The 24,821-nt window shown below is 70.9% G+C and carries 23 protein-coding genes; 17 read left to right on the forward strand and 6 right to left on the reverse strand.

What is annotated here, in order from left to right; all coding sequences use genetic code 11:
* Nucleotides 1–69: 69 nt before the first annotated feature.
* The gene (locus tag ACZ6WH_RS30570; RefSeq protein ID WP_469732317.1) at nucleotides 70–1,290 is read right to left on the reverse strand and encodes a styrene monooxygenase/indole monooxygenase family protein; all 1,221 of its coding nucleotides are present in this window, start codon (nucleotides 1,288–1,290) and stop codon (nucleotides 70–72) included.
* Between the two features lie 654 nt (nucleotides 1,291–1,944).
* Between ACZ6WH_RS30570 and ACZ6WH_RS30575 the strand changes: the two genes are divergently transcribed.
* From ACZ6WH_RS30575 to ACZ6WH_RS30640, 14 genes are all read left to right on the forward strand, one after another.
* Nucleotides 1,945–2,931 (forward strand): AraC family transcriptional regulator, encoded by a 987-nt coding sequence (locus ACZ6WH_RS30575; protein ID WP_469732319.1) that lies wholly within the window; start codon nucleotides 1,945–1,947, stop codon nucleotides 2,929–2,931.
* A gap of 263 nt (nucleotides 2,932–3,194) precedes the next feature.
* A complete protein-coding gene (ltnD, locus tag ACZ6WH_RS30580) occupies nucleotides 3,195–4,112 on the forward strand; it encodes an L-threonate dehydrogenase (RefSeq protein ID WP_469732321.1) in 918 nt (305 codons plus the stop codon).
* Between the two features lie 6 nt (nucleotides 4,113–4,118).
* A complete protein-coding gene (otnK, locus tag ACZ6WH_RS30585; RefSeq protein WP_469732323.1) occupies nucleotides 4,119–5,414 on the forward strand; it encodes a 3-oxo-tetronate kinase in 1,296 nt (431 codons plus the stop codon).
* Nucleotides 5,411–6,142, forward strand: coding sequence for a class II aldolase/adducin family protein (locus ACZ6WH_RS30590; protein WP_469732325.1), 732 nt, complete (start codon nucleotides 5,411–5,413; stop codon nucleotides 6,140–6,142). The genes otnK and ACZ6WH_RS30590 overlap by 4 nt, the downstream gene beginning before the upstream one ends.
* 121 nt (nucleotides 6,143–6,263) lie before the next feature.
* The gene (locus ACZ6WH_RS30595) at nucleotides 6,264–7,574 is read left to right on the forward strand and encodes an MFS transporter (RefSeq protein ID WP_469732327.1); all 1,311 of its coding nucleotides are present in this window, start codon (nucleotides 6,264–6,266) and stop codon (nucleotides 7,572–7,574) included.
* A 92-nt stretch (nucleotides 7,575–7,666) separates the two neighbouring features.
* Complete coding sequence (otnI, locus tag ACZ6WH_RS30600) at nucleotides 7,667–8,470, forward strand: 2-oxo-tetronate isomerase (protein WP_432860294.1); 804 nt, start codon at nucleotides 7,667–7,669, stop codon at nucleotides 8,468–8,470.
* A complete protein-coding gene (denD, locus tag ACZ6WH_RS30605) occupies nucleotides 8,467–9,522 on the forward strand; it encodes a D-erythronate dehydrogenase (protein ID WP_469732330.1) in 1,056 nt (351 codons plus the stop codon). The genes otnI and denD overlap by 4 nt, the downstream gene beginning before the upstream one ends.
* A gap of 9 nt (nucleotides 9,523–9,531) precedes the next feature.
* Nucleotides 9,532–10,284: a FadR/GntR family transcriptional regulator gene (locus tag ACZ6WH_RS30610; protein WP_469732332.1), complete on the forward strand. Its 753-nt coding sequence runs from the start codon at nucleotides 9,532–9,534 to the stop codon at nucleotides 10,282–10,284.
* A gap of 347 nt (nucleotides 10,285–10,631) precedes the next feature.
* Nucleotides 10,632–10,979 carry a DUF6507 family protein gene (locus tag ACZ6WH_RS30615; protein ID WP_469732334.1) on the forward strand — a complete coding sequence of 116 codons (348 nt, stop codon included), beginning with the start codon at nucleotides 10,632–10,634 and terminating at the stop codon, nucleotides 10,977–10,979.
* Nucleotides 10,980–12,053 carry a hypothetical protein gene (locus ACZ6WH_RS30620; RefSeq protein ID WP_469732336.1) on the forward strand — a complete coding sequence of 358 codons (1,074 nt, stop codon included), beginning with the start codon at nucleotides 10,980–10,982 and terminating at the stop codon, nucleotides 12,051–12,053.
* Nucleotides 12,054–12,060: 7 nt separating this feature from the next.
* Nucleotides 12,061–12,990: a hypothetical protein gene (locus ACZ6WH_RS30625; protein WP_469732338.1), complete on the forward strand. Its 930-nt coding sequence runs from the start codon at nucleotides 12,061–12,063 to the stop codon at nucleotides 12,988–12,990.
* Complete coding sequence (locus ACZ6WH_RS30630) at nucleotides 12,987–13,436, forward strand: hypothetical protein (RefSeq protein ID WP_469732340.1); 450 nt, start codon at nucleotides 12,987–12,989, stop codon at nucleotides 13,434–13,436. The genes ACZ6WH_RS30625 and ACZ6WH_RS30630 overlap by 4 nt, the downstream gene beginning before the upstream one ends.
* A gap of 201 nt (nucleotides 13,437–13,637) precedes the next feature.
* The gene (locus ACZ6WH_RS30635; protein WP_469732342.1) at nucleotides 13,638–13,949 is read left to right on the forward strand and encodes a hypothetical protein; all 312 of its coding nucleotides are present in this window, start codon (nucleotides 13,638–13,640) and stop codon (nucleotides 13,947–13,949) included.
* Nucleotides 13,950–14,031: 82 nt separating this feature from the next.
* The gene (locus tag ACZ6WH_RS30640) at nucleotides 14,032–14,658 is read left to right on the forward strand and encodes a GntR family transcriptional regulator (RefSeq protein WP_399713043.1); all 627 of its coding nucleotides are present in this window, start codon (nucleotides 14,032–14,034) and stop codon (nucleotides 14,656–14,658) included.
* Nucleotides 14,659–14,707: 49 nt separating this feature from the next.
* Here ACZ6WH_RS30640 and ACZ6WH_RS30645 read toward each other — a convergent pair whose 3' ends face one another.
* Both ACZ6WH_RS30645 and ACZ6WH_RS30650 read right to left on the reverse strand, forming a co-directional pair.
* Nucleotides 14,708–15,505 carry a carbon-nitrogen hydrolase family protein gene (locus ACZ6WH_RS30645; RefSeq protein ID WP_469732345.1) on the reverse strand — a complete coding sequence of 266 codons (798 nt, stop codon included), beginning with the start codon at nucleotides 15,503–15,505 and terminating at the stop codon, nucleotides 14,708–14,710.
* 38 nt (nucleotides 15,506–15,543) lie between these two features.
* The gene (locus ACZ6WH_RS30650) at nucleotides 15,544–16,860 is read right to left on the reverse strand and encodes an MFS transporter (RefSeq protein ID WP_469732709.1); all 1,317 of its coding nucleotides are present in this window, start codon (nucleotides 16,858–16,860) and stop codon (nucleotides 15,544–15,546) included.
* A gap of 201 nt (nucleotides 16,861–17,061) precedes the next feature.
* On the opposite strand from ACZ6WH_RS30650, the gene ACZ6WH_RS30655 reads away from it, so the two are divergent.
* On the forward strand, nucleotides 17,062–17,754 hold the full coding sequence (locus ACZ6WH_RS30655) for a DUF2848 domain-containing protein (protein ID WP_432860311.1): 693 nt from the start codon (nucleotides 17,062–17,064) through the stop codon (nucleotides 17,752–17,754).
* Between the two features lie 56 nt (nucleotides 17,755–17,810).
* Here the strand turns inward: ACZ6WH_RS30655 and ACZ6WH_RS30660 are convergent, their stop codons facing one another.
* The 3 genes from ACZ6WH_RS30660 to ACZ6WH_RS30670 are packed head-to-tail and all read right to left on the reverse strand — an operon-like array spanning nucleotide 17,811 to nucleotide 21,660.
* Nucleotides 17,811–20,084, reverse strand: a complete 2,274-nt coding sequence (locus ACZ6WH_RS30660) for a xanthine dehydrogenase family protein molybdopterin-binding subunit (protein ID WP_469732347.1) — start codon at nucleotides 20,082–20,084, stop codon at nucleotides 17,811–17,813.
* A complete protein-coding gene (locus ACZ6WH_RS30665; protein WP_469732349.1) occupies nucleotides 20,081–21,076 on the reverse strand; it encodes an FAD binding domain-containing protein in 996 nt (331 codons plus the stop codon). Before ACZ6WH_RS30665 ends, ACZ6WH_RS30660 begins: the two co-directional genes overlap by 4 nt.
* A complete protein-coding gene (locus ACZ6WH_RS30670) occupies nucleotides 21,073–21,660 on the reverse strand; it encodes a 2Fe-2S iron-sulfur cluster-binding protein (RefSeq protein ID WP_469732351.1) in 588 nt (195 codons plus the stop codon). The genes ACZ6WH_RS30665 and ACZ6WH_RS30670 overlap by 4 nt, the downstream gene beginning before the upstream one ends.
* 897 nt (nucleotides 21,661–22,557) lie before the next feature.
* Between ACZ6WH_RS30670 and ACZ6WH_RS30675 the strand changes: the two genes are divergently transcribed.
* Nucleotides 22,558–23,862 carry a family 2 encapsulin nanocompartment cargo protein terpene cyclase gene (locus ACZ6WH_RS30675; protein WP_469732353.1) on the forward strand — a complete coding sequence of 435 codons (1,305 nt, stop codon included), beginning with the start codon at nucleotides 22,558–22,560 and terminating at the stop codon, nucleotides 23,860–23,862.
* A gap of 14 nt (nucleotides 23,863–23,876) precedes the next feature.
* Complete coding sequence (locus tag ACZ6WH_RS30680) at nucleotides 23,877–24,761, forward strand: geranyl diphosphate 2-C-methyltransferase (RefSeq protein ID WP_432860321.1); 885 nt, start codon at nucleotides 23,877–23,879, stop codon at nucleotides 24,759–24,761.
* The last annotated feature ends 60 nt before the right edge of the window (nucleotides 24,762–24,821 follow it).

Raw genomic sequence — 24,821 nt, forward strand, 5'->3', positions numbered from 1 at the left:
CGTGCTGCTGCCATTGACGCATCGTCAGGGGATGCGCGGCGAGCGAGCTGCGCTGACCCTGACGAGCCCTCAGGCGTGTACGGCCGCCAGATAGTTCTTCGCGGCGGCCGGGTCCATGAACCAGTGGAAGAAGTCGCGCGGGTCGTCGAAGCCGTTGACGAAGCGCGCGGCGACACGGGGGTCGGCGCTCGCCGCACCGAAGAGCTCCAGGACGTGCTGCGGCGGCGCGCCGAGCATCGCGTTGGTCCAGGCCGTGGCGGACTGCGCGTTGTCCCAGAAGCGGCCGAAGGCCAGCTGCATGAACGCGGCGTCGTACGGGCGCTCGCCGTGGTCCAGGATGGCGGCGAGGTAGGCGGCCGCGCACTTCGAGGCGTTGTTGGAACCCTGACCGGTGACCGGGTCGTTGAGGACGACGACATCGGCGAGGCCGAGCACCTGCGCGCCCGAGGGGAGCGTGGCTACGGGCTTGCGGACGGTAGGCGCGAAGCGGCCCGCGAGGGTGCCGTTCTGGTCGGTGAGCGACACATCGGTGCAGCGCTCGGCCTCCCACGGGACGTACGTCCGCAGCAGCTCCTGGAACTTCGCCAGCTGCTGGTCGGGGGTGAGCCCGTCGAAGCAGTCGAGCGGGCCACCCGGGATGCCCTCGAAGAACATGATGTCGCAGGGGCCGCTGGTGGTGAGGCTGGGCATGGTGAAGTACTCGCCCACACCGGGGATGACGTTGAAGCTGACGCCGGGGCGGTCGGGCAGCGGTGCCATGCCGGTGACGTACGCCAGGGCCAGCGCGCGCTGCGGAGCGTCGTACGGGGAACGCTCGGCGTCCCGCTCGAACAGCCCGGCGATCTCGCCCTTGCCGGCCGCGACGATCACCAGGTCGGACTCGGCGGCGTAGCGCTCCAGGTCCTCGATACCGGCCTCGCGGATGTCCAGACGGCCGCCACGGCGTGCGAACTCGCCCATCCAGAGGGGCATCTTGACGCGCTGGTCGACGGAGCGGGCAGTGGCATCGAGGCGGGCGTCGAAGGAGAGCGCCCGGCCGCCCTGACCGTCGGAGATGTTCACGCCGAGCCCGGCGATCGGCGGGCAGGCGTCGCCCCAGAAGTCGAGGCCGACGTTGCGCTCGTGGGCCAGCGCGGTGCCGAACATCGCCTGGCTGGACATGACCCGGCCCTCGCGGATCTGGTCTCCGGTGCGGTTGGACACGAGGGTGACGTCGTAACCGTGGCTCAGCAGACCGATACCGAGCTGGAGGCCTGCCTGGCCTGCTCCGACGATGGTGATCTTGCGCATGAGGGGGCCTCCGGGGCGGGGACGAGTGGTTGGGGGGTCGGGTCGTGCGCTTCGGTGACGTGGCGGCGTCGACGAGTGGGGCTTTGGTCAGAGGGGCTTTGGCCATACGGAAGGCGGCTGCCCGCCGGCGGGGGGTCCGGCGGGCAGCCGCGGGCAGCCGGGTGCCCAGGTCCGGGGGGCGGGCCCTGAGCACCCGGCCGGCTAGTGGGGACCGGCCGACTCGGCGAGCGGAGGCAGTCGGCGCCGCAGAGGCGCAGCGATGCGCCGCGGGGGTACGGCCTCGGCGGCTCTCGCCGCGCCGGCCGCCCGTCGCACGCGCGGCCCGTAGGCGACGGGCTGTCCGCATGCGGCGGGCTGCCCGTATACGACGGACGACTGTCCGCATGCGAAAGGCTGCCCATATGCGAGGAGCCGCCCACGCGCCAAAGGCTGCCCGCATGCGACGAGCCGCTCATATACGACAGGCCGTCCGCTGGGCGTGACTCCGCCCGTGACGAGCACAGTCCGGCCCGGCACTCCCTGCATTGGTGATTCCCTGACTTCTTCTCGGGTCCGCGGCGGTCAGGGATCAACCTTGGTATGGCAAGATCACCTTCGCTATCCGGATCACGCGGGTTGCTGTCCCGGTCGCGTATCTCGGCGGTGGAGGTTCACATGCCCGCTGAAGAGCTCCCCCTTGCAAACCACCAGCAGTTTCATACAGCGGACATTTGGGAGGCGCGAGCCGAGGTCGGCCGCGCCTTCTGTCCGCATGAGCTGCGCATCGTGCAGCGCTCGGCGACGCTGGACGCCCGGCTGCACGGTGCGTCCTTCGATCGGACGGGCCTGTACTACCTCGATTACGGAACGGAAGTCCGGATCACGCCGGGCGACCTGGAGAGCTTCTTCCTCGTCCAGATCCCGCTCGCCGGTTACGCCGAAATCACCTGCGGCCGCGAGGAGATCATTTCCTCCCCCGAACTCGCTTCCGTCCCCTCTCCGACCGGAAAGGTGGACATGCGCTGGGGTGGCGGCAATCCGCAGCTCATCGTGTGGTTCGACCGGGCTTCCCTGGAATCGCACCTGGGCAGTCTGCTCGGCCGCACCGTGCGCCGCCCGATCCTCTTCTCGCTCGGCATGAACCTCACCGCACCGGGCTCCCGCTCCTGGCTCAACGTCGTCGATCTCATGCGCCGGGAGGCGGAGGGCCCCGGCGGCATGACGAGCCAGCCGCTCGTGATGAAGCAGCTGGAGTCACTCCTCATGACCCAGCTGTTGATGGCCCAGCCCAACAACTACACACCGGCGTTGCTCGGCGAGCAGCCGCGCGTCGCACCGCCCGCGGTCCGCCGCGCCATGGAAATCATCGAGGGGCACGCCGCGGAGCCACTCACGGTCGCCGATGTCGCGGAATGCGTCGGCGTCGGCGTACGGGCCCTCCAGGAAGGCTTCCGCCGGCACCTCGACACGACCCCGCTCGCGTACCTGCGCGAGGTCCGCCTGGACCGCGTACGCAAGGAACTCCTGGCCTCCTACCCGGGCGCCACAACCGTCACCGCCGTCGCCTCCCGCTGGGGCTTCCACCACCCGGGCCGCTTCTCCCTCGCATACCGCGAACAATTCGGCGAGTCGCCTTCGGAGACGTTGCGAGCGCATTCGTAGGCGATTTGACGGGCGTAGTGGGGGCGGACGGGCGACCCGGGAAGCCGAAATCGCGTGGGAATCCCGCGTAAGGCAGGTCAACTGCGCGTGCGTCTGCGGCGAAGCCCCTCAGTGCATCGGCGTGACCGACATCACAATGTACCCAGCTACATCCTCAGGTCATCATATGACCTGACCGCGTCGCCCCCTCTGGTTGGGCGAGGTCCTGGCCGTGGCGGAATGCGGCGGGGCGTAGTGACGACGTAGCGAGTGCGAGGGTGGGTATGGGCGAGCTGGGTGGGGCGGGGCGGCCGCGGGTGGGGCTGGTGGGGCTTGGGGCCATGGGGCTCGGGATGGCTCGGAGTCTGCGTGACGCGGGGTATGACGTGGGGGTTCATGACCTGCGGGCCGAGGTGGCCACGGCCTTCGCGGAGGAGGGCGGGACGGCGTTCGGCTCCGTTGGGGAGCTGGCGGCCGGGGTGGATGTCCTGGTCGGTGTGGTGGTCAATGCCGCGCAGGTGGAGGCGGTGTTGTTCGGGGCCGGGGGAGCGGCCGACCGGCTGAGGCCCGGGGCTGTCTTCGTGATGTGTTCGACGGTTGATCCTGGGTGGTCCGCCGCGCTGGAAGGGCGGCTGGCCGAGAGGGGCGTGCTGTATCTGGATGCACCCATCTCCGGTGGGGCTGCTCGGGCGGCGGTCGGTGAGCTGACCATGATGACCTCGGGGTCGGCTGCCGCGTATGCGGTGGCGGATCCGGTGCTGGAGGCCGTGAGCAGTACGGTCTACCGGCTGGGGGAGCGGGCCGGGCTGGGTTCGAAGGTCAAGGTGGTCAATCAGCTGCTCGCGGGCGTGCACATCGCCGCGGCGGCCGAGGCGATGGCGTTGGGTATCAAGGCCGGTGTTCCGGCCGATGCGCTCTACGAGGTCATCACGCACAGCGCCGGGAACTCGTGGATGTTCGAGAACCGCATGGCGCACGTGCTCGCCGGTGACTACACACCCCTCTCCGCGGTCGACATCTTCGTCAAGGACCTGGGGATCGTGCTCGATTCCGCCCGGCCGGAGAAGTTCCCGCTCCCGCTCGCCGCCACCGCGCATCAGATGTTTCTGCAGGCCGCGGCGTCCGGGCTGGGAGCCGAGGACGACAGTGCGGTCATCAAGATCTTTCCGGGGATCGACCTCCCCGAGCCGACGGAGGGCTGACTGAACATGGGAATCCGACTCGGCTGCATTGCCGATGACTTCACCGGCGCTACCGACCTGGCCAACAATCTGGTGCGGGCAGGGATGCGCGTCATTCAGTTGATCGATGTGCCGGCGGTCGGCTCCGAGGGGGCGGTGGACGCGGATGCCGTGGTCATCGCGCTGAAGTCGCGGACGGTGCCGGCCGCCGATGCCGTCGAGGCGTCGCTGAGGGCGCTGGCCTGGCTGCGGTCCGCGGGTGCCGAGCAGATCTACTTCAAGTACTGCTCGACGTTCGACTCCACGCCGGCCGGCAACATCGGGCCGGTCACCGAGGCTCTGTTGGATGCCCTGGAAAGCGACTTCACGGTGGCTACTCCGGCGTTTCCGGATAATGGGCGTACGGTTTTCAAGGGGCATCTCTTCGTCGGGGACGTGTTGTTGAGCGAGAGCGGGATGCGTCACCACCCGCTCACCCCGATGACCGACTCCAACCTGGTCTCCGTCCTCGGTGCGCAGACGACGCGAGCGGTCGGCCTCATCGACCATGCGGTCGTGGGGAAGGGGGAAGAGGCGATACAGGGGCGTATCGGTGCCTTGCGCGCGGAAGGCCGTCAGATCGCTGTTGTTGATGCCGTGTCCAATGACGACCTGGTGCGCCTGGGCGCCGCGGTGAAGGGGATGCCGCTGGTGACCGCCGGTTCCGGTCTGGCGATCGGGCTGCCGGCGAACTGGGGGTTCAAGCCGTCCAGCGCCGCCGCGCAGTTGCCGCCGGCCGGCGGGCACGCGGCTGTCGTCTCCGGGTCGGTTTCCACCGCCACGAACGAGCAGGTCCGGCTGTTCCTGCGCAGTGGGCGGCCCGCGTTCAGCGTGGATCCGCTGCGTATCGCGGACGGCGAGGACGTGGCCGGTGAGGCTCTGGAATTCGCCGCGTCGCACCTCGCCGACGGGCCGGTCCTCGTCTACTCCACCGAGGCGCCCGACGCGGTCCGCACCGTCCAGGGCCGGCTCGGTGCCGCCGAGGCCGGTGAACTTGTGGAACGTACCCTCGCCCGTATCGCACAGGGGCTGGTGGAGCGCGGTGTGCGCCGGCTGGTCGTCGCGGGGGGCGAGACCTCGGGAGCGGTCGTGCAGGCGCTCGGCGTCACCGGGCTGCGCATCGGGCCGCAGATCGACCCCGGTGTGCCCTGGTGCGCGGCCGCCCTTCCCGACGGGGAAACGCTTCATATGGCCCTGAAGTCAGGGAACTTCGGCGGCCCCGCTTTCTTCACCGACGCTTTTGACCGCGACGCTTTTGATCGCCTGGGCCGGGAGACCTCGTGAACCAGCAGCATTCCGAGACGGCCGTCGATGAAACGCGTTCCGAGGCCGTCGTCGACGAAACGCCTTCCAGTACCGCCGTCGACGAAGCGCGGCACGAGATCGTTCGGGTGGGCACCAGTCTGTTCGGCCGGGGGTACGTTCACGCCAGCGCCGGCAACATCAGTGCCAGGGTGGACGACTCTTACCTGATCACTCCCACCGATGCCGCTCTCGGTTTCCTCGCACCGCAGCGCCTCGCGCTGGTCGACGGTGGTGGAGCGCAGCTCGCCGGTGACCGGGCCAGCAAGACGCTGACGCTCCACCGGCGCATCTACGCCGCCGACCCCACTGCCCGGTTCGTCATCCATACCCACTCCACGCACCTGGTCGCGTTGACCCTGGCCGGTGTGTGGCGCCCGGACGACGTGCTCCCGCCCCTCACCCCGTACTACGTGATGAAGGTCGGGCACGTTCCCCTCATTCCGTACCACCGGCCCGGCGACCCGCGCGTGGCCGACCTGGTGACCGCTCGCATCGCCGATCGCGCGGCGAGTGGCACACCGATCAGAGCCGTTCTGCTCGACCGGCTGGGCCCCGTGGTCTGGGGCCCGGACCCGGCCGCGGCGCTCGCCGTCCTCGAAGAACTCGAGGAGACGGCGCGCCTCTGGCTGACCACGGGACGTCAGCCCGAACCGCTCCCCGCCGACGCGATCGAGGAACTGAGGGCGGCATTCGGCGCCGCTTGGTGACGAGCCCCCTCCCTGATCCCCGCCTACCCGGTCCTCCCTACCCGGTCCTCCCTCCCCGGCCCCCCCATTCCCACTCCCGTTCCCCCGTCAGAGAGTCCCTGAGCCGCACGAAGGGTTCCTCATGCCCACTCCCGCCGCCACGGCGCCCGAGGCCGCCGGTCTCGCCCGTGAGAACGCCGTCTTCCGCAAGGTCGTCAGACGCCTCGTTCCGTTCCTCATGCTGTGTTACGTCGTCTCCTACCTGGACCGGGTCAACGTCGGCTTCGCGAAGCTGCAGATGTCAGCGGACCTCGGGTTCAGCGAAGCGGCGTACGGCCTCGGTGCCGGTCTCTTCTTCATCGGCTACTTCCTCTTCGAGGTTCCGTCGAACCTCATGCTGCAGCGCGTCGGCGCCCGCACCTGGATCGCCCGGATCATGATCACCTGGGGGCTGGTCTCGGCGGCGTTCATGTTCGTCACCAACGAGGCGACGTTCTACGTGCTCCGGTTCGTCCTCGGTGCCGCGGAGGCGGGGTTCTACCCCGGAGTGATCCTCTACTGCACGTACTGGTTCCCCTCGTACCGCCGGGCCCGGGTGATCGCGATGTTCATGTCGGCCATCCCGGTCGCCGGCATCTTCGGGAACCCCCTCTCCGGCTGGATCATGGAGCGGTTCCACGGCGCGAACGGCTGGCAGGGCTGGCAGTGGCTGTTCCTGCTCGAAGGGCTGCCCGCGGTCGCCGTCGGTGTGGCGACGCTGTTCTACCTCGACAACAGCGTGCGCGGCGCCAAGTGGCTCACCGACGAGGAGAAGGCCGTCGTCGAGGGGGCGCTGGAGAAGGACGCCGCCCACCACACGGTGCACGGGCGGGTCCTGGACGCGTTCCGCGAACCCAGGGTGTGGCTCATGTGCCTCATCTACTTCTGCTTCGTGATGGGCCAGTACGCGCTGACCTTCTGGATGCCCACGTTCGTCCAGTCCACGGGCATCGAGGACAACCTCACGATCGGTGTGCTCAGCGCCGTGCCGTACGTGGTCGCACTCGTCGCGATGAATGTGTTCGGCGCGTCGGCGGACAAGCGCCGCGAGCGCCGCTGGCACCTCGTCATCCCCTCCCTCATGGGCGCCGTCGGATTCTCGCTGGCGGCCGGCTGGGCCGGGTCGACCGTACTGTCCCTGATCGCGCTGTCCTTCGCCGCGGCCGGGGTGCTCACCTGCGCGCCGCTGTTCTGGTCACTCCCCACCGCGTTCCTGGGCGGCACCGCCGCGGCGGCCGGTCTCGCCGTGATCAACTCGGTGGGGAACCTCGCCGGTTTCGTCAGCCCCTACATGATCGGTGCGCTCAAGGACGCCACCGGCTCGGCGTCGATCCCGATGTACGTCCTGGCGCTCAGCCTCCTGGTCGGTGCCGCCGCGGTGCTCACCACCAAGAAGCAGGTCGTCAACCGCTGACCGGAGCCGGTCCGGCGCGAAACCACTGACCGGAGCCGGTCCGACACGAAACGGTCGACCGGACCCGGTCCGCCCCGAACGCAGGAGCCACCATGCCAAGGTTCGCCGCGAACCTGTCCATGATGTACACCGAGCACGACTTCCTCGACCGCTTCGCCGCGGCGTCGGCGGACGGCTTCGAGGCCGTCGAGTACCTCTTCCCCTACGACCACGACGCCACCGAGCTGCGCCGCCGGCTCGACGACCACGGCCTGCGGCAGGTGCTCTTCAACGCGCCTCCAGGAGCGTGGGATGCGGGCGAGCGCGGGATCGCCTCGCTGCCGGGACGCGAGGCCGAGGCGCTCTCCGGGCTCGATCGGGCCCTGGAGTACGCCGCCGCGCTGGGCTGTCCGCGGGTGCACGTGATGGCCGGGCTGGTACGGCCGGACGCGTCGCCGGCCGAGCGGGACGCGCACCACGCGACGTACCTGAACCACCTCGCCCTGGCCGCGGAGCGGGCAGCGGCGGCGGGCGTCGACATCCTGATCGAGCCCATCAACGGCCGGGACATGCCGGGCTACTTCCTGCGCACGCAGGCGCAGGCGCACGCTGTGGTGCGGGAGGTGGGTGCCGCCAACCTCAAGGTGCAACTCGACCTCTACCACTGCCAGATCGTCGAAGGCGATCTCACCACGACCCTGCGCCGCGACGTACCGACCGGCCGGGTCGGCCATCTGCAGATCGCGGGGGTACCCGACCGCAACGAACCCGACCGCGGCGAAGTCGACTTCCGCCACCTCTTCGATGTCGTCGACGAGGTGGGTTTTGACGGGTGGATCGGCTGCGAGTACCGCCCCCGCGCCGGCACGAGCGAGGGCCTCGGCTGGCTGCACGACTACCGAGGAGAGCAGGCATGAGGATCGTCATCACGGGTGGGTTCGGCTTCCTGGGACGGCAGGTCGCCGGCGCACTGCTGCAGGCACGCACCTTCGGCGGTGCGCCGATCGACCGGCTGGTGCTCGCCGACCGCTTCGTACCGTCCGCGGCTCCGGAGACGGCCGATCCCCTCGTGGACGTCGTGCGGGGCGACCTGACCGACCGCCTTCAGGAGCTGTTCGCGGAGCCGGTGGACGTACTGATCCACCTCGCCTCCGCGGTCTCGGCCGAGTGCGAGGCGGACTTCGACCTCGGTATGAGCGCGAACGTGGACACCACTCGCGCGCTGCTCGAAGCCGCCCGGGCACAGTCGGCCGCCGGCGACCGCACGCCGCGGATCGTGTTCTCCAGCAGTGTCGCGATCTACGGCCCCGATCCCGCGCTGCCGCTGCCGCCGGTGGTCAGCGAAGCGACCCTGCCGACGCCCCGGTCCAGCTACGGGGTGCAGAAGTTCGTCTGTGAGCAGTTGGTCGCCGAGTACACCCGCCGCGGTTTCGTCGACGGGCGCGTGACCCGGCTCATGACCGTGGCGGTGCGGCCGGGCAAGCCGAACGCGGCCGCCTCCGGCTTTCTCTCCGGTATCGTCCGCGAGCCGCTCGCGGGCTCCCCGGCGACCTGCCCGGTCGACCCCGGCCTGGCGGTGGCCCTGGCCTCGCCACGGCGCACGGTCGAGGGGATCCTGCGCGTCGCGGAGGCCGAGCGGGGCACCGGCCCCGGCCGGCTCGACGGCCGGCTGCCCGTCAACCTGCCGGCGCTCACGGTCACGGTCGGCGAGATGCTGGACACGCTGCGGCGGGTGGCCGGTGGCGCGGTCGCCGACCTGGTGACGGTCGCGCCGGACCGCGATGTCGAGGCGATCGTGGGGTCCTGGCCGGCCCGCTTCGACAACGCCCGTGCCGCCGCGCTCGGGCTGGAGCCCGACCCGAGCTTCGAATCGGTGGTACGGGACTACCTGCGGGACCATGCCGACGCGGTGACCGCCCACGTGCTGCCCGCCGACGTCCCGTCCGTGGCGACGAGCCCCCGTCCGTAGACTGAAACCATGCTGTCCAAGTTGAGTGGTCCCGTGCGGCTGGCGGACCGGGTCGCCGCGGTGCTGTCCGACGAGATCGAGTCCGGGCGGCTGGCCGAGGGCGACAAGCTGCCGACCGAGGTCGAGCTGGTCAAGCAGCTCGGTGTCAGCCGCACGGTGGTACGCGAGGCCGTCTCCAGGCTCCGCAACGCCGGCCTGGTCGAACCGCGCCAGGGCCTCGGTGTCTTCGTCATGCCCCGGCGTACGCGGCCGCTCGACCTGGAGGCCGAGGCCGCCGACACCACGGCGAAGGTGCGGCAGATCGTGGAGCTGCGCCGGGCCATCGAGGGCGAGGCCGCCTCGCTGGCGGCCACCCGCGCCACGCCCGATGACCTCGCGCGGATGCGGCAGGCCCTGGACGGCATCGACGCCGCGGTCGCGGCCGGTGGCGACGGTGCGGACGAGGACCTCGCCTTCCACCGCTCCATCGCCGAGTCCACCGGGAACGCGGTGATGGTCTCGACCCTGCGGTACCTCGGCGAGGTGCTGCGCAGCGGCATCCGTGTCACGCGCGCGAACGAGGCGCGGCGGGAGGACTTCTTCGAGGCGGTCCGGCAGGAGCACCACGCCATCCTGGCCGCCATCGAGGCCGGCGACGCCGAGGCGGCGTGCACCGCCGCACGCCGCCACCTGAAGCACGCCGCGGCGCGGCTCCAGGAGGCGGACGACGGATTCTGGACGGAGACCGAGGCCCTCGACGTGGACCTCGGTGCCGGCACCTGACACGCGGAGGCATCACCGGCACCGCGCCCGAGGGCGGGCGCGTCCTGGGCGCGCGGCCCGGCCGAGGACGTAGCGCCGGCGGGCGAGTTGGGACACGGGCTGCGCGGTGCCGGGCTGTTCCGGTGCGGGTTTCATGGGCGGGCCATTGGCGGTCTGTTTACTTCCGGTTGTATTTCCATTGAAGTCGCGCGAGCGGGAATGATGCCGCGCTCGCCCTTCGGTTTCCGACATCCCGTGCAATAACCGGCGGGCCTTTCGGGATCGGGGTTGTCCTTGTGTCGCGCTGTCCGGTTCACTGGGGCGGTACGGATGGACGCATCCGTGCAGCCGAGTGAGAGGGCAACGGGGTGAGCCTCAAATTCGACATTTCGCCGAGCGGTATGCGGGAAACCGGTCACAAGGCCTCCGGGCAGGGCAGCGACATCGACGCGGACGTGCGGGCGCTGCTCGACGCGCTCGACGACGCGGGGGCTGCGGCGGGTGGCCCGGTCGCCGGGGCGGTGGCCGGACTGTCGGGGGACGTCGAGCAGAAGACCGGCATCATGGCGTCCAGGGTGGCGGGCACGGTGGACGGCGCCGGGCGGGCGACGCATGCATTCGACGAGGGGGACCACGAAATGAAAGGCAATGCCCGCCGGGGCATTGACCGCGCGAATTCCCCGGGGCACGGCGAGTTCGGGCGGGGTGGCCGGTAAGTGGTGGAGGCACTGGTCGACCCGGAGGAGATTCCCGCCCTGGCCGAGGTGCATTTCGGGGAGGTGGAGGATGCGGTCCGGAAGATACGGAAGAACGCCTCCGAGCTGGCGCGCAGGGGCGGGGAGATCGACGGCGCGTGGGCCGCGGGCATCGGCATGAATTACCTCGTGCCGAACGGTGCGGTCCTCGGCGAGAAGCTGCTCCCGGTGAAGCAGCAGGCGAGCAAGATCGCCGAGGCCGCCCAGTCCGCCGCCGGCGCCCTTCAGGAGTACGCCGGTGCCGGTGCGCCGATCAAGCAGTCGCTCCAGCGGCTGAAGCGCGATGCCGAGCACCTCGTCGCCAGGGCGAAACCGCTGGGCGACGGCTGGCGGCACAAGCCGGAACTGGTCGAGGAGAACGACCGCATCGCGTCGGCCGTACGCGTCAAGGTGGCGGCCCACGACGAGGCGCGGCAGACCGCGGTCGGCAAGATCAACGCCACGAACGACGGGCCCGGAACGAATTGGGCCGAACGGCAGCGCCAGTACCTCGGATTCGGTGGCTTCGGGACGACGGGGCTCGGCGCCGCCGCGGTGTGGCGCACCCGGTACAAGTTCGGCACGTACGCCCCCAGGGGGTATCTGCCGGGCGGCCGCTACGGCTACCTGCCGTGGAAGGACGAGCCGCTGTGGAAGAACACCTACCGGCGGATGTCGAGCACGAACTGGCAGGCCAAGGGCTATGCCGCCGCGAGCCGGAACAAGTGGCTGACGGTCGGCAAGTGGGGCGGGCGGGTGAGTCTGGGCTTCACCGCCGTCACGTCCGGGCTGGGCCAGTGGGGCCAGGACTCCCAGGACCCGAACATGTCGACCGGGAAGCGGGTGGCCCGTACGGGAGTCAAGGCCACCGGGACGACGCTCGGCGCGTGGGGCGGGGCGGAAGGCGGCGCCGCGGCCGGTGCGGCGGTCGGTGCCGCGTTCGGCGGGGTCGGCGCGCCGGTGGGCGCGGTGGTGGGCGGTCTCGTCGGTGCCGCGGCCGGTTCCGGGGTCGGCAGCAAGATCGCGGACGGGTTCAACAGCCTGATGGGGAAGTGATTTCGCAGTGACACGGCAGCGACCCCCCTCGGTCTTCTCGCCCCGTTCACCCGTCGTCGTCATGGCGCTGACGTTCCTCGGTGGTTACCTGGAGACCGAGTACGGCACATCCTGGGGCATCAGCGGACTGATCTGGGCCGTTACGGGCGGCCTGGGGGTCGCCTACGTGGCCTGGTGCTGGGGCGGGCGGTCACCGTCGGCCCGCGCGTGGGCGGCCATCGACCGGGGCCCCGCGCTGGCGCTCATCGCCATTCCCGCCTTCGCCTTTCCGCTTTTCGGGGCGGGGGTGTGCATGTTCTTCGGGCTGCCCAAGGTGCTCATCATCCCCTTCGGACTGGTCACCCTCTTCTGCCTCGTCATGGTGTTCATCGGGGTGGCCGATCCCCCGAAGTGGTGGGGCCCCGGCTGGTTCCGTCGCGGCGAGCACAAGAAGGAGTTCAAGGGGGCCGCCTCCCGGGGAGCGCTGGGGACCTTCGTGGAGTCCTCCGCAGCGCGGACTCCCGGCGTGCTCAGCAGCCAGGAGGAACGGGGCAGGAATTTCGGGAACGTGTCCGAGCCCGTGGCCCGGTGGAAGGGCGGCTGGGTGCACGATCCGGATACCGCGGAACAGCAGCACGGACTGGCGCGCAAGGGAACGGTCGAGGGCACCCTCGCCTGGTATCCGCAGGGGCTGGGGTTCGCCGCCACCGAGCGGGAGGACGCGCTGCGTGGCAGGACGACCGTGGTGACGATTCCCGCGGACCAGCTCACCGGTGTGGAAGTGGTGCCGGCCCGGGCGGGTGCTGACGGCCGCCCGCGACGTGGTGTCCGGAGGCGTTCGCCGTTCCCCAGGCTGGTGGTCCGCACCGCGAGCGACGCCTACGTATTCGACGTGGCCAGGGGCAAAGCGCGCCGGATCGCCGCCTTCATCGAGGAACAGGCCGGGCAGCTCGCATGACCGGCACCGCATGGCAGCCGTACGACCACCCGGAATTCCGCCTCGTGCTGCCGGAGCACTGGGAGACGGTGGAGTCCCCGGGGCCGCCGGTCGCCCTGATCGTGGTGGAGCCGGGGGACGGCGCGGCGTTCCGGACCAACGTCGTCGTCACGGCCGAGGACATCGCGGACGCGGGGGAGTGGCAACAGGCCGTGGGCCGGGCGCTGGAGAACCACCTCCAGGATTACCTGCTGGTGGACGAGCGGCCGGCGGGCCCGGGCACACGGCGGCTGTTCCACCACGCTCTTCCCGAGGCCGGCGCCATCACAGCGGAACAGTGGTCCTGGGCCGCCGGGCACCGGGGGTTCACCGTGACCGCCTCGGCCGCCACCTGCGATCACGAAGCGAAGACGGACCTGTTCGCCTCGGTCGCCGGCTCCTTCCGGCTGCGGGGAGCGGTTGGGTGACCGCTGTTTCCCCCGATAGCGCCTGATGCTCTAGGGTGCAACGCCGCGCCCCGGCGCGATCATCTGCAGGTCCAGCGTCACGACTTACCAGCACAACGCACCAGCACAACGCACCATCACGTCCCACCCACACGAATCACACCACTCACACCACGGGGTTCTCTCATGCGTTTGGCGGCCGTACTTCTCCTCATAGGTTCCTTGTTCGGGGCGACGGCCGGCACGGCCCAGGCGGTGCCGGTGGGCAACTCCGCCTCGCACGCCGTGCAGACGTCGATGAGCGGCATGGGCGGCAAGGGCAGCAGTGGTGGCAGTGGCGGCGTCAGCAAGAGCGGCTCCAGGACGTCGAAGAGCGGTGGGTTCTCCTCCCGCCCGGGCTACGGCGGCTCGTCGTCCACCGGGCACGGGAAGATGCCGCTGTGGCAGGCCGTCCTGGTCCTGCTCCTCTTCGGGGGCCTCGCCGTCTGGGGTCTGGTCAAGCTCGTGCGGAAGGTCCGCAAGGCCCTGACCTGAGCGGTGTCGGCCACCGTGCTCCCCGCTTCGTGGTAATTTCGCATACAGGTTGTATGCAATGCGACGGGAGCGGGGAGAGTCGGTGCAGTCGGGACGAGAGAAGGCGTACGCGTACCTCAAGGAGAGCGTGCTCACCGACCCGGAGATGCAGGACCGGTTCCTCTCCGAGCAGGAGATCGCGGACCGGATCGGGGTGTCGCGCACGCCGATCCGGGAGGCGCTGCTGTTGCTGGCCGCCGAGGACCTGGTGCGGCTGGTGCCCAAGCGCGGTGCGCACATCGCTCCGCTGTCCGGCCGCGAGATCAGTGAGCTGATGGAGATGCGCGCGCTCATCGAGCGCTTCGCCGCCGAGCGGACCACCCGGGAGGGCACCGCCCCCGTGGCGGAGATGGCCGCTGTGCTGGCCGAACAGCACGCACTGCGCGGTGCGGACTCGGCCCGCGAGTTCATCGCCGCCGACCACCGCTTCCACGCCACGCTGGTGGCGGCCGTCGGCAACACACTGATGAGCCGTCAGTACGACGCGCTGCGCAGCCGGCAGATCCGGGCCGGCGTGACCGCCCTGTACCGGGCGGGGAACCGGCAGGACGAGGTGCTCGCGGAACACCAGGAGATCCTCGACCACCTGTCGGCGGGCGACGGCGCGGCCGCCTGCGCCGCCATCGACAGCCATCTCCAGGCCACCCAGCGCATCCTGCTGGCCGCCTGAGGCGCGGGGCCGGGGCCCGGCACGGGCGCCCCAGGCACGTGAGCGCCGGTCAGGAGAGCCGGCGGTTGTCCAGGACCGCGACCGCGCGCCGGACCCGGTCGGCCTCCGCGGGGTCGACGTCGGCCGTGAGCAGCTCCGGTGCCGCGCCGAGCCGGGCCCGTACCGTGCCGTCCGGGCCGATGAGGGCGCTGTGGCCGATGCCCGTGGGGGCCTTGGTGGGCTGCTCCGGGTCGGCGTCGGGTTCCGGTGCGGACTGGCCGACGGCGGCGACCCAGGACGTGGCGTCCAGGGCGCGGGCCCGCGCCAGCAGCTCCCACTGTTCCCGCTTGCCGGGCCCGGCGCCCCACGAGGCGGGCAGTACGGAGAGGACGGCGCCCGCGTCCGCATGTGCCCGGAACAGCTCGGGGAACCGCAGGTCGTAGCAGGTCGCCAGCCCGACGCGGACGCCGTCGACGTCAATGGTCACCACGCGGTCGCCCGCGGCCACCGTGTCCGACTCCCGGAAGCCGAAGGCGTCGTAGAGGTGAATCTTGTCGTAGGACTCCTCCACGCCGGGCCCGGTGGCCAGCAGGGTGTTGGCGACCCGGCCGTCGGCGGCCGGGGTGAACATGCCCGCGATGACGGTCACGCCGGTCTCGTCCGCGACGGTGCGTACGCCGTCGGCCCACGGGCCGTCGAGGGGTTCGGCGACCGGGCCGAGCGGAACGCCGAAGCGGCTCATGGCCGCCTCCGGCAGGACCGCGAGGCGGGCGCCCGCCTCGGCCGCGCGTCGCACGTGGTCCTGCACGGCCGCGAGGTTCTCCTTGGTGTCGGTCGAACTGGTCATCTGGCACAGCGCGATACGCATGCGGCTTCCGGCTCCTCTTCCTTGTCCGTTGTCGCTCTTCAGTCGTTCCGGGCGGTCGTGGCCGCGTGTTCCCGTGCGCGGTGGGCCGTCTCCTCGACGTAGCGCTCGTCCTCGTCGTGGTCGGCGTCCCGGCCGAGCAGCACGCCGAGGATGGTGAGTACGGCGGTGCACACGAGGTACAGGGCCAGCGGCAGCCACGTGCCGAAGGTACCCAGGAGGGCGGTGAACAGCAGGGGCGCCACCGCGCCGCCGATCACGCCCGCGAGGGTGTACGCCAGCGAGGAGCCGGTGTACCGCAGCCGCGGGGTGAACTGTTCGGCGACGAAGGCGGCCTGCGGACCGTACAGGAGCGAGTGGATCACCAGCGCACCGACCACGCCGAGCACCAGCAGCGCCCACGAGCCGCCGTCGGTCATCAGGAAGAAGACGAACGGCCACACGCCGGCCGCCACCGTGGCGCCGAGGTACATCCGGCGCCGGTTCCAGCGGTCGGAGAGGGCGCCGGCCAGCGGGATCAGCACGATCTGCAGCGCCGAGCCGATGAGTACGGCGGTCAGCGCGCTGCCGCGGGCCATGCCCAGCTTCTGGGTCGCGTAGGTGAGGACGAAGACGGTGAACATCGCGTACAGCACGTCCGGCGCGACCCGGCAGAGCACCGCGGCGATCAGTGCCCGGGGCTGGGTGGTGAACACTTCCTTGATCGGTGCCTGCGGCCGGTCGCCGCCGGCCTCCATGGCCTTGAAGACCGGCGTCTCCTCCAGCCGCACCCGGATCCACAGCCCGAAGAGCACCAGGACTCCGGAGAGCAGGAAGGCGATGCGCCAGCCCCAGGAGAAGAACTGCTGCTCGGTGAGGAGGGCGCCGAGCGCCGCGAGCACGCCGTTGGCCATGAGGTTGCCGGCCGGCGGGCCGATCTGGGCGGCCGACGCCCAGAAGCCGCGGCTGCGGGTGTCGCCGTATTCGCTGGTCAGGAGGACGGCCCCGCCCCACTCGCCGCCGACGCCGACGCCCTGTGCGAAGCGCAGCAGGACGAGGAGCACCGGTGCGGCCGGCCCGATGGTGGCCTGGGTGGGAATCAGTCCGATCAGGAACGTGGCGGCGCCGATCAGCACGAGGGTCGCCACGAGCACTTTCTTGCGGCCGATGACGTCCCCGAGCCGGCCGAAGACGAAGCCGCCCAGCGGGCGCGACACGTACCCGACCGCGTACGTGGAGAAGGCGAGCAGGGCGCCGGTCAGCGGGTCCTCGGAGGGGAAGAAGAGCTTGCCGAAGACGAGCGCCGAGGCGGCCGAGTAGACCGCGAAGTCGTACCACTCCAGTGAGGTGCCGGTCAGGCTCGCGATGAAGGCACGGATCAGCGCGCCGCGGTCCGGCCGCGTCGCGGTCACCCCCGTGTGGTCCCCGTCCGCGCCCGGGCGTTGTTCGTTGTCCATGGGGTCAAGGCCTCACGATCTCGGTTGCTGCACTGCTAGGCATACTTGCTGTATACAGGTCGTATGCGCAACCCCTCGGGGGCTGTTTTACCCATGCGCAACCGTCTGTGATCTGGAGGACTCATGACCGTCCTGTCTTTCGAGCTGCCCGACGGAAGCCACCGCACCGTCGAGGTGACACGGCTGCTCAACGCCGGATACGCCGGCCGCAGCCAGGAGGACGTCGCCGCGCACGTCGCGGAACTGGCCGAGCTCGGCGTCCCCGCGCCTTCGACCGTACCGGCGCTGTACCCCGTCTCGCCGTACCTCGGGCAGCAGACCGCGACCGTCGCGGTGCAGCACGCGCGCACCTCCGGGGAAGCCGAGTGGGCGCTGGTGGTCGACGCCACCGGCGACCTCCTCCTGACGGCGGCGTGCGACCACACCGACCGCGCGCTGGAGGCGCACGGCGTGGCCTGGAGCAAGAACGCGGGCCCGGACGTGCTCGCCGGCCGGGCATGGCGGCTGGCGGACGTCGCGGACCGGCTGGACGCCCTGACCCTGCGTGCCTGGGTCACCCCGGTCGGCGGCGGGGACGAGCAGCTGCTGCAGGACGGCACCGCCGGGGAACTGCTGCCGCCCGGGTACTGGGCCGACGTGCTGCGCGAGCGCGGGGAGCTGGAGCCCGGCACGGTGCTGATATCGGGGACGATCCCGATGCGCGAGGGCGTCGACCAGTTCGCCGGGCACTGGCGGGTCGAGCTGGCCGACCCGGCGACCGGCGACGCCATCGAGCTGGCCTACGACGTGGTGCCGATGCCCGAGCCCATCGGCTGACCCGGCCGCCACGGAACCGGCGGCCGGGCCGGGAGCCCGGGCACCCTCGCCGGGACTCAGGCGTCCAGCAGTGGCAGGCCGGGCAACACCTTCTCCAGCGTGATGGGGAAGTCGCGTACGCGTACGCCGGTGGCGTTGAAGACCGCGTTGGCGACCGCCGCCCCGGCCCCGCAGATGCCCAGCTCGCCGATGCCCTTCGCGCCCAGTGCGTTGGCCTTGTCGTCGTACCCGTCGAGGACGACGGCGTCGACGGCGGGGATGTCGGCGTGCACGGGCACGAGGTAGTGCGCGAGGTCCCGGTTGACGATGGCGCCGCTGCGCGGGTCGACGACGGCCTCCTCCTCCAGGGCCGCGCCGGCGCCCCAGATCATGCCGCCGATCAGCTGCGAGCGTGCCGTCCTGGCATTGAGCACGCGGCCCACCGAGAACACGCCCAGCATGCGCCGCAGACGGATCTCGGCGGTGTCGGCGTCGACGGCCACCTCGGCGAAGTGCGCGCCGTAGGTGTGGATCGAGTAGGCCGTGTAGTGGGGATCGTCGTTCATGGCGAGGGTCTCGCCCGTCGCCTGCATCCCGTCGGGGTGGTGGCGGGCGACGATGTCGCCCATCGCCTCCGACGCGTCGCCGATGCGCACCCGGCCGTCGGCGAACACCGCCTTCTCCGGCTCCAGTCCGCGCAGTGCGGAGCGGGTGTCGTCGCGCACCGCGGCCAGCAGTTTCTTCCGCAGGGACCGGCACGCGCGGTGCACCGCGGTGCTGGAGTTGGCGGCGCCCCACGAGCCGCCGGACCCCGAGCTGGTCGGGAACTCCGAGCGCCCGAGTTCGACGCGTACCCGGTCGGGCGGCAGCCCGAGCCCGTCGGCCGCGACCTGCGTCAGGATCGTGTAGGTGCCCGTCCCGATATCGGTCATGTCCGACTGCACGGTGGCCGTGCCGTCCGCGGCCAGCCGGACCCGCACGGTCGTCGGCGACTGGAAGTGCCCGCGGATGGCGGCGGCCACGCCGTAACCGACCAGCCATTGCCCGTCGCGTACGCTCGCCGGCCGGGCGGGGCGGCGGTCCCAGCCGAACCGGCGCGCGCCCTCGCGCAGACACTCGACCAGGTGCCGGTCGCTGTACGGGACGCCCCGCTCGGGATCGACGGTGGGTTCGTTGCGGATCCGCAGCTCGACCGGGTCCATCCCGAGCGCGTCGGCCAGCTCGTCCATCGCCGATTCCACCGCCAGCAGGCCCGGTGCGTCGCCCGGCGCGCGGACGTCCTCGCCCCGCGGCAGGTCCAGCGGCGTCAGCCGGTGGCTCGTCAGCCGGTGCGGCGCGGCGTAGAGGCTGCGGGTGGTGGCGGCGGTCTGCTCGGCGTACTCCATGTCGGGGTTGGTGTGCATCGTGACGTCGTGGGCGAGCGCCACCAGCCGGCCGTCCCGCGCCGCGCCCAGCCGGACCCGCTGGTGCGAGGTGGGGCGCAGGCCGACGAGGTGGAAGATCTGCTGCCGGGTCAGTGCGACCTTGACCGGCCGGCGCAACGCACGGGCGGCGAGCGCCGCGAGGATCGTCTCGGCATGGACGCCCAGCTTGGAACCGAACCCGCCGCCGACGTACGGGGAGACGATGTGGACCCGTGCCGGGTCGAGCCGGAGCGTGCGGGCGACCGAGGCCTGCGCCGCGTCGACGATCTGGCAGCTGACGTGGACGGTCAGGTCCTCGCCCCGCGGCACCGCCAGGCAGGCGTGCGGCTCCATCGGCATGGAGAACCCGTACGGCGTGGTGTAGCGCTGGTCGACCGTCACCGCCGCGGAGCGGAAGCCGGCGTCGAAGTCGCCCACCGCGGTGTCGGTGGGGAGGCCGGCGTTGACCATCTTCGGGGTGTACGTGTCGTCCTTCAGCGCGGTGAAGTCATAACGCCCGGGCCTGGCCGCGTACGTCACCTCGACGAGCCCCGCCGCCGCGCGTGCCTGCTCGAAGGTGGCGGCGACGACCAGCGCCACCGGCTCGCCGTAGTGGTGGACGTCGGGCCCCGTCAGCATCGGCTGCGCACGCCAGTACTCGTACGGAACGGACTCGTCGCGCGGGCCCTGCTCCGGTGCGTTGTGATGGGTCATCACCAGGCGGACGCCGGGAGCGCGCTCGGCGCTCCTGCTCTCGATGCGGGTGATGCGGCCCTTGCCGATCGTCGCGCCGACGATGAATCCGTAGAGCGGTGCGTCGTCCGGGCCGTGCTCGTAGGCGTAGGTGGCCCGGCCGGTGACCTTCAGCGGGCCGTCGACGCGGCTCACGGCCCGCCCGATGGTCCCTTGCCCGGCCATTCCCCGCCCGGACATCTGCTGCCCGGTCATCCCGCCTCCTCCGCTCGACGGGCCAGCTGCGCCAAGGTGCGGCACAGGGTGCGCTCGGCCAGCTCGATCTTGAAGTCGTTGTGTCCCCGCCCGACCGCGTCACGCAGCGCGGCCCCGGCGGCGGCCCGGTACGTGGCCATCGTGGCCGGCCGCCCGGTCAGCGCGGCCTCCGCCTCGACCGACCGCCACGGCTTGGCCGCCACACCGCCGAACGCCACCCGCGCCGCACGGACGGTGCCGTGTTTCACCGACATCACCGCTGCCACCGACACAAGGGCGAACTCGTAGGACGCCCGGTCGCGCACCTTGCGGTAGAGCTGCCGGCCCGGCGGGGGAGACGGCAGGAGAACGCTTGTGATCATCTCGCCCGGGCGCAGCACGGTTTCGATGTGCGGTGTGTCGCCGGGCAGCCGGTAGAGGTCCGTGATGTCGACGTGGCGTACCGAATGATCGGGGCCGAGCAGTGCGATCCGCGCTCCCAGCGCGGTCATCGCGACCGCCATGTCCGAGGGGTGGGTGGCGATGCAGGAATCGCCGGCGCCGAGGATCGCGTGTATCCGGTTGAAGCCGCCGATCGCCGCGCAACCGGAGCCGGGAAGCCGTTTGTTGCAGCTCGCCGCGGTGTCGTAGAAGTAGGGGCAGCGCGTGCGCTGCAGCAGGTTGCCCCCGGTGGACGCCTTGTTGCGCAACTGGCCCGAGGCGCCGGACACCAGGGCCTGTGACAGCACCGGATAGCGGTTGCGTACGCGGGCATCGGCGGCCACTTCGGAGTTGGTCGCCTGGGCGCCGATGCGCAGCCCGCCGTCCCGCAGATCCTCGATGTCCCGCAGCGGAAGCCGGCTGATGTCCACCAGATGACCGGGCCGCTCGATGTCGAGCTTCATCAGGTCCAGCAGGTTGGTGCCGCCGCTGATGAACTTCGCGCCGGTGCGGGACCCCGCGGTCACGGCGGCCCGTGCGTCCTTCGCGCGTTCGTAGGTGAAGGCCCTCATCCCGCGTCTCCTTCCGCCGCACTGCGCACGGCCGCGACGATGTTGGGGTAGGCGGCGCACCGGCAGATGTTGCCGCTCATCCGCTCGCGGATCTCCTCGTCGGTCAGCGCGATGCGCGACGCGGCGGTAGTTGCGGTGGTGGTGGCCTCGGTGGCGTGGCTGGGCCAGCCCGCCGCCACTTCGGTGAGCATGCCGACGGCCGAACAGATCTGTCCGGGAGTGCAGTAGCCGCACTGGAAGCCGTCCCGCTCGATGAAGGCACGCTGCAGGGGATGCAGGTCATCGGGGGTGCCCAGCTCCTCGATCGTCACCACCTCGTCGCCCTCGTGCATGACGGCGAGGGTCAGACAGGAGTTGATGCGCCGGCCGTTGACCAGCACGGTGCAGGCGCCGCACTGCCCGTGGTCACACCCCTTCTTGGTGCCGCTGAGGCCCAGGTGTTCGCGCAACGCGTCGAGCAGCGTGGTCCGTGGATCCACCGTCAGCCGCCGCACCCGGCCATTGACGGTCAACTCGACCGCCGAGAGCCGGTCCGTCGTCCCGTGCCGGGACCGTCCCGCGGTATGCGTAACGGAATCGCTCATCACAGCCCGCCTTCCTCAGGTGATGCGCGAGGGTCGGGTGCTTCGGTGCTTCCCCCGGCGTCCCGCCCCGTCACCACTGCCGGGTACGTGCTCCGCCGGGCCGAGCGTCTCGCAAAAGACGCCGCCCCGCGACGCTCCCTCTCGCCGTGGCTTCCCGAGGAGGTCACGGCTTCCCGATATGGCGTGATCCTTATTGGTCCCCGTGGTGCTTGAGTGGCGTCTGCCGAGGTGCTGATTCGGCTGTGCGGTGCAGGAGTTGAGAGTGGGGCGGAAATCGACAGCGGCGCACGTCAAACATGGCCCCGGGCAGATAGTCCGAATGCCGTCGGTCGGCTCGCTAAACCCGGTGCGGAGCGAGATCACTGCATCGTGGTAACTCGCCCGGCCTCCTGGGCGAGTCAGGCGTATCGGCCGTTAGTGTTTCCAGGGATCTCGGCGGATTCTCAGATATTCGTTCCCGCTTACCAGATATATGTACTCGCTTTTCTCATTCGCCGATCCGCACCACGCACGTCGATCGCCTGAAGGAGAGCTCGCCCGATGACCGTTGTTTCTCGATGCGTCGGGGTTCCGGGCCGTCCCGGTGCGGTGGCGGTGACGGAAGAACCGTTACGGCGAGGTGGGCATCGTGACGCCGGCCGGACAGCGGGGGAGCGCGAGCCGGAGCTGCCGGCGCGGCCCGAGGGGCCCAGTGCGCAGGCGGCCAATTCATACCTTTTCCCCACCCACTCCCGCGCCGCCATCCTGGTGCCCGGCGCGCTCGGCGTGCCGGCGAACGCGCGGCGGGCCCGCAGACGCGACTAGGCCCGTCCGGCGGTCGTCACGCCCGGACCTCCCCGTGCAGGGCAGCACGCCGGGGCCCCGGGACAGCACACCCACCTCACCAAGGAGTCACGAATGCCCGATCCCGGGATCTTTCCGCTGCGGACCACTCCTTTGCAGTCGAGCCTGTTCCATGTCGCGGCCCGCTTCGGCGCTGCCGCCCGCACACCCCCCGCCGATGTTGATGCCGGTACGGATACGGACGTCGCTGCCGCAGCCGATGCCGAAGCCCCTGCCGAGCCGGAGGCGGTGGACGCGGGGGAGGGCGCCGCCCCCGCGAGGCAGTCGAACCTGGCCCTGGAGCGGATCCTGCGCGGCCCCAGCGGGCTGGGCACGGCCGGGCTGCGTCTGGCCCCGCGCGAGGAGCCGGCGGCCGAACCGGAGCCCGAGGCGCCGGCGGAGGGCACGCCCATTCCGGGCCTCTACCACCACCCCGTACCGGAGCCCGACCCGGCGCGCGTGGCGGAGGTCAGCCGCCGGATCAAGGAGTGGGCGGTGGAGGAGGCCGAGGTCTATCCCCCGGAGTGGGAGGACCAGTTCGACGGCTTCTCGGTAGGCCGCTACATGGTCGCCTGCCACCCGGACGCGCCCACCGTCGAGCACGTCATGGTCGCCACGCGGCTGATGGTCGCCGAGAACGCGGTCGACGACTGCTACTGCGAGGACCACGGCGGCTCACCCATCGGGCTCGGCAGCCGCCTTCTGCTGGCGCACACCGCTCTCGACCCGCTGTACACGACGGAGGAGTACGAGCCGGCGTGGCTGGCGTCGCTCGGATCGGACGCTCCGCGCCGCGCCTACCGCTCCGCGATGGAGTACTTCCTCCAGACGGCCACTCCCTCCCAGGCCGACCGGTACCGGCACGACATGGCCCGGCTGCACCTGGGCTACCTCGCCGAGGCCGCCTGGGCCCAGACGGAGGAGATGCCGGAGGTCTGGGAGTACCTGGCGATGCGTCAGTTCAACAACTTCCGCCCCTGCCCGACCATCACCGACACGGTCGGGGGCTACGAACTGCCGGCGGACCTGCATGCACAGCAGGCCATGCAGCGGGTCATCGCACTCGCCGGCAATGCCACCACCATCGTCAACGACCTGTACTCCTACACCAAGGAACTGAAGAGCCCCGGCCTGCACTTGAACCTGCCCGTAGTGATCGCCGAACGCGAGGGCGTCTCGCACCGCGAGGCCTATCTGAAGGCGGTCGAGGTCCACAACGACCTCATGCACCGCTTCGAGGCCGAGGCCGCCACCCTGGCCGAGGCCTGCCCCGTACCGACCGCACAGCGCTTCCTGCGGGGAGTGGCCGCCTGGGTCGACGGCAACCACTACTGGCATCAGACCAACACCTACCGGTACAGCCTGCCCGATTTCTGGTAAGGACGGATTCACCTGTGACCAGCACCGAGTTCACCACCCTCAACGGCACCTCCGCCTTCGTCCCCGCCCCGGCGTCGCCCTACCAGGGGGACATCGCCCGCTACTGGGACCAGGAGGCCAGGCCCGTGAACCTGCGTCTCGGCGACGTCGACGGGCTTTACCACCACCACTACGGCATCGGCGAGGTCGACCATGCAGCCCTGGGGAACCGCGGCGACAGCGAGTACGAGAAGAGGCTGATCGCCGAGCTGCACCGACTGGAGTCGGCGCAGGCGGAGGTCCTCCTGGACCACCTCGGCTCCGTCGGCCGTGACGACACGCTCGTGGACGCCGGCTGCGGCCGGGGCGGGTCGATGGTCATGGCGCACCAGCGCTTCGGATGCAAGGTCGAGGGTGTCACCCTGTCGGCCAAGCAGGCCGATTTCGCCAACCGGCGCGCCGGTGAGCTCGGCATCGACGACCATGTCCACGCCCGCGTGTGCAACATGCTCGACACGCCCTTCGAGACGGGGATGGCCGCGGCCTCGTGGAACAACGAGTCGAGCATGTACGTCGACCTGCACGACCTCTTCGCCGAGCACTCCCGCGTCCTCGCGGTCGGCGGCCGTTATGTCACCATCACCGGCTGCTGGAACCCGCGTTACGGGCAGCCCTCGAAGTACGTCTCCCAGATCAACGCGCACTTCGAGTGCAACATCCACTCGCGCAGGGAGTACCTGCGGGCGATGGCCGACAACCGCCTCGTACCGCAGGCCGTCATCGACCTGACTCCGGCGACGCTGCCCTACTGGGAGCTGCGGGCCACGTCGTCCCTGGTCACCGGCATTGAAGAGGCCTTCATCAACTCGTACAAGGACGGGTCCTTCCAGTACGTGCTGATCGCGGCCGACCGGGTCTGATCCCACGAACGGAAGGGCCGGCCCCGTCGCGAGACGGGGCCGGCCCTTCCGGCTGTCCGG

It is taken from the genome of Streptomyces sp. NPDC050806, assembly GCF_055586425.1.